This is a genomic window from Herbidospora galbida (assembly GCF_005233835.1).
Taxonomy (GTDB): Bacteria; Actinomycetota; Actinomycetes; order Streptosporangiales; family Streptosporangiaceae; genus Herbidospora; species Herbidospora galbida.
On sequence record NZ_SZQA01000096.1, the window covers coordinates 1 to 3,902 of the forward strand.

General features: G+C 70.2%; 6 protein-coding genes. 4 read left to right on the forward strand and 2 right to left on the reverse strand.

Features of this window, described 5'->3' with window-relative positions; genetic code table 11:
- Together FDA94_RS38715 and ybaK are read left to right on the forward strand one after the other, a co-directional pair.
- Positions 1–524 (forward strand): CHAT domain-containing protein (locus tag FDA94_RS38715; RefSeq protein ID WP_137251989.1); only part of this gene is annotated, 524 nt, incomplete at its 5' end.
- 9 nt (positions 525–533) lie between these two features.
- On the forward strand, positions 534–1,025 hold the full coding sequence (ybaK, locus tag FDA94_RS38720) for a Cys-tRNA(Pro) deacylase (protein ID WP_137251990.1): 492 nt from the start codon (positions 534–536) through the stop codon (positions 1,023–1,025).
- Here the strand turns inward: ybaK and FDA94_RS38725 are convergent.
- Both FDA94_RS38725 and FDA94_RS38730 read right to left on the reverse strand, forming a co-directional pair.
- The gene (locus FDA94_RS38725; protein ID WP_137251991.1) at positions 1,022–1,885 is read right to left on the reverse strand and encodes a hypothetical protein; all 864 of its coding nucleotides are present in this window, start codon (positions 1,883–1,885) and stop codon (positions 1,022–1,024) included. The genes ybaK and FDA94_RS38725 overlap by 4 nt on opposite strands.
- A gap of 94 nt (positions 1,886–1,979) precedes the next feature.
- Positions 1,980–2,735 (reverse strand): SDR family oxidoreductase, encoded by a 756-nt coding sequence (locus FDA94_RS38730; protein ID WP_137251992.1) that lies wholly within the window; start codon positions 2,733–2,735, stop codon positions 1,980–1,982.
- A 101-nt stretch (positions 2,736–2,836) separates the two neighbouring features.
- On the opposite strand from FDA94_RS38730, the gene FDA94_RS38735 reads away from it, so the two are divergent.
- The gene (locus FDA94_RS38735; protein ID WP_137251993.1) at positions 2,837–3,679 is read left to right on the forward strand and encodes a helix-turn-helix transcriptional regulator; all 843 of its coding nucleotides are present in this window, start codon (positions 2,837–2,839) and stop codon (positions 3,677–3,679) included.
- 92 nt (positions 3,680–3,771) lie between these two features.
- A partial coding sequence (locus FDA94_RS38740; RefSeq protein WP_425460206.1) for a transposase occupies positions 3,772–3,902 on the forward strand: 131 nt, incomplete at its 3' end.

The following is a 3,902-nucleotide window of genomic DNA, read 5'->3' on the forward strand; positions in this document are numbered from 1 at the left end:
TGGCCTCGGGGCCCGGGTTGCCCGGCGCGGCGGCGGAGGTGGCCGAGGTGGCGGCCGTCCACGGCGTGACCCCCGCCGTGGGCGGCGCGGAGGAGACGCTGGCCGCGCTCGACGGCGCCCGGCTGGCCCATCTGGCCGCCCACGGCCGCGTCAACGCCGCCAACCCGCTGTTCTCCGCGCTGCAGCTGGCCGACGGTCCGCTGACCGTCTACGACCTCGAACGGTTGCGGATCCCGCCCCGGCTGGTCGTGCTGGCCGCCTGTGAGAGCGGCCGGTCGGTGGTCCGGGCCGGCGACGAGCTCCTCGGCCTGAGCACCACCTTCCTGTCGCTCGGGACGCGGTGCGTGGTCGCCTCGATGGTGCCGGTGCCCGACGCGCACGCCCGGCCGCTGATGATCGCCCTGCACGAGCGGCTCGCCGCCGGGCTGCCGGCCGCCACCGCACTGGCGCTGACCCAGGAGGAGGCCGGAGACGACGTCACGGCGGCCGGGTTCGTCTGCATCGGCGCCGACGCGGGGCTTTAACCTAGGCGCGTGGCGAAGACGAAAGGCGGGCAGGGCACCCCCGCGACCGTGGCGCTGACCAAGGCCGGTGCCGAGTTCACCCTCCACCCCTACGAGCACGACGCGAACGCGCAGGCCTACGGCGAGGAGGCGGCCGACGCGCTCGGCGTGCCCTACGAGCGGATCTTCAAGACGCTCGTCGCCGAGACCGAGGCCGGGCTCGCGGTGGCGGTGGTGCCGGTGGCCGGGAAGCTCGACCTGAAGGCGTTCGCGGCGGCGCTTTCGGGCAAGAAGGCCGCGATGGCCGAGGCGGCCAAGGTCGAGCGGGTGACGGGTTACGTGGTGGGCGGGATCAGCCCGCTCGGCCAGCGCAAACGGCTGCCGACCGTGGTCGACGCGTCCGCGCTGGCCTTCGAGACGATCTACTTCTCGGCTGGGCGCCGGGGTCTCCAGATCGAGACGGCCCCGGGGAACCTCGTGACGCTCACCGGCGCCATCACCGCGCACATCGCCAAAGACTAGGCGGTCTCCTCCACCAGGGAGCCGCAGACGAAGCCCTCTTCACGCTCGGGGTCGAGCTGCACCTGCGTGAGGTTGGTGGTCTCCATCGGGCGGCGGAACGTCTCCTGCTTGTCGCAGTCGTACAGGAGGTAGGTTCCGTCGCTCTCGCCGAGGAGCATCATCCAGCGGCCGTCGTAGAGCGGCTTGTCGTCCTCGGCGTTGGTGAGGATCGCCCACTGGTCCTGGAAGCCGACCGTGCTGAGCAGCAGGTTCGCCTGACCGGTGTCGCGCATGGTCTGGGCCGCCGAGGAGAGGTTGAGGATCAGCAGGAAGCCCAGGCCGAGGCCGGTCAGCCCGCCGACGAGGACCTTCAGCCCGGCCCGGCCGACGGGGCGGCGGCGCAGCAGCTGGAAGGGCACCAGGAAGGTCACCATGCCCAGGCCGACCGCGATGATGACCATGATCGTCAGGTCGAGGTCGGCGAAGAAGTTGTAGAACCCCCAGTACGTCGCCCCGCTCCACAGGGCGGCGACCAGACCGGCCACCCAGGGCCGCGCCCTGACCCACCCCACGGCCCGCCCGGCCGCGCCAAGGGTGATCACGTTGACGAGCCAGGCCAGGCCGACGAGCAGGCCCAGCAGCGGCAGACCCAGCAGCAGCACCAGCACCAGCGTGCTCATCAGGCGGCTGAACAGCACCGATTGGTCGATGCCGGCCTGCTGGGGGTTGATGCCGAAGACCCCGTAGATCTCCTCGACGCCGAGGTAGAGGACGGCGTACAGGGCCACGCCGATCGGGAGGACGACCGAGGCGACCCGCTCGAGCAGACTGATCACGCTGCCGCGGTCGTCGTTCTCCTCGGTCGGCCGAACTTCCGGCATCTCCCGATTTCTCGTCTCATCTATTGGAATTTCTTGATCTATCACGGTCAAGGAGGGTACTGAAGGCTGACTTCATGAGTGACTGAAACTTCAATTATTTGTTCGCGTGTGGGTCTGTGGCGTTGAGCACAGTCACGACGTGGTCGTAGTCGCCCCGCTGCACGGCCTCGCGGAGGAACTTCACCCGCTCGACCAAGATCTCCTTGGCGTCCGGCTGGGACTCCAGAAGTGCCATGACCTCGGCGACGAAGTCGTCGAGGGGCAGGGCCCGCTCGTTGTCCCGCTGGCCCGGCATCAGGTCGGTCTGCACCGAGGGCGGCACCAGCTCGACGACCCTGACCTTCGTGTACTGGAGGCGGATCGACTCGCTGAGCATGTGGATCGCGGCCTTGGAGGCGTTGTAGCTCGGGGTGACCTTCAGCGGGGTGAACGCCAGGCCGGAGGAGACGGTGACGATCGTCGGGTCGGGCTGGGCCTGCAGGTGCCCGATGAACGCGGCGATCAGCCGGATCGGCCCGAGGACGTTGGTCGTGATGACCGTCTCGGCCGTGGCCAGGAAGTCCTCCGGGCGGGTCCAGTCCTCGGCCCGCATGATCCCGGCCATGGCGACCAGCACGTTCAGGTCGGGGTAGCGGCGCAGCACGTCCTCGGCCGCCCGCTCGATGTCGGCGGCGTCGGCGGTGTCGATGCGGACCGTGCCGAACCCCTCGCCCTTCAGCTCGTCGAGGAGCTCGGTCCGGCGCCCGCCGACGACGACGGTGTTGCCCTTGTCGCGCAGGGCCCTGGCCAGGGCGAGCCCGATGCCGCTGGTGGCGCCGGGGATGAAGATCGTGTTTCCGGTGATGTTCATGTCTCCGAGCCTTCCCCGTCCGCCCGGGGAGGTGCAGAGACCGGTTGTCGGGGGATCGGCGGTCCCTGGTTACCGGTTCCGGCACTGCATAGGTTGGACACGTGGACCGCTCAGCCCTCGCCGACTTCCTCCGCCGCCACCGGGAGGCGTTGCGCCCCGAAGACGTGGGCCTGCCCGAAGGCGCCCGGCGGCGCGCGCCCGGCCTGCGCCGTGAGGAGGTGGCCTCCCTGGCGCTGATGTCGACCGACTACTACACGCGGCTCGAACAGCGCCGCGGGCCGCAGCCCAGCGAGCAGATGCTCACCACCCTGGCCCGCGCGCTCCGGCTGACCGGCGACGAACGCGCCTACCTGTTCCGCGTGGCCGGCCGCAACGCCCCCGAGACCTTCACCGGCTCCGCCCACGTGGCCCCGGCCCTGCTGCGGGTCCTCGACCGCCTCGACGACACCCCCGCGCTGATCCTGTCGAACCTGGGCGAGACCCTGGTCGCCAACCGGATGGCCCAGGCCCTCCTCGGCGACCGGTCGGGCTACACCGGTCTGGCGCGCAGCGAGATCTACCGCTGGTTCACCGACCCGGAGAACGAACGCCGTCTCTACCCCGAGGACGACCGTCCGCGCCAGAGCCGCGCCATGGTGGCCGGCCTGCGGGCGGCGTACGGGACGATGGGCCCGAAGTCCCGCGCGGGCGAGCTGGTCAGGGCCCTGCAGAAGGCCAGCCCGGAGTTCGCCGGGATCTGGGACCGGCACGAGGTGGCCCGCCGCTTCGAGGACCACAAGATCCTCATCCACCCGCAGCTGGGCCCGATCGAACTCGACTGCCAGGTCCTGTTCACCGAAGACCAGTCACAGACGCTGCTGGTGCTGACCGCTCCCCCGCGCAGCGAGGGCGACGAGAAACTGAAGCTGCTCGCGGTCGTCGGCCACGAGCGCTTCACCGTCTAGATGTTCTAGGAGCTGTTCTGAGTTCGGATCTTGGTGAGGTCCGGTGGTGGGCTGGCCATGGCTGATAGAACCCGGTTGTGGCGCGTTTTGATGTGCCCGATGCCGAGTGGGCGTTGATCGAGCCGTTGGTGCCGGTGGCGGCCACCGGGCCGCTGCCAAGGCGGGTGCGTGACCAGTTCAACGGGATCCTGTGGCGCTTCCGCACCGGGTCGGGGTGGCGTGA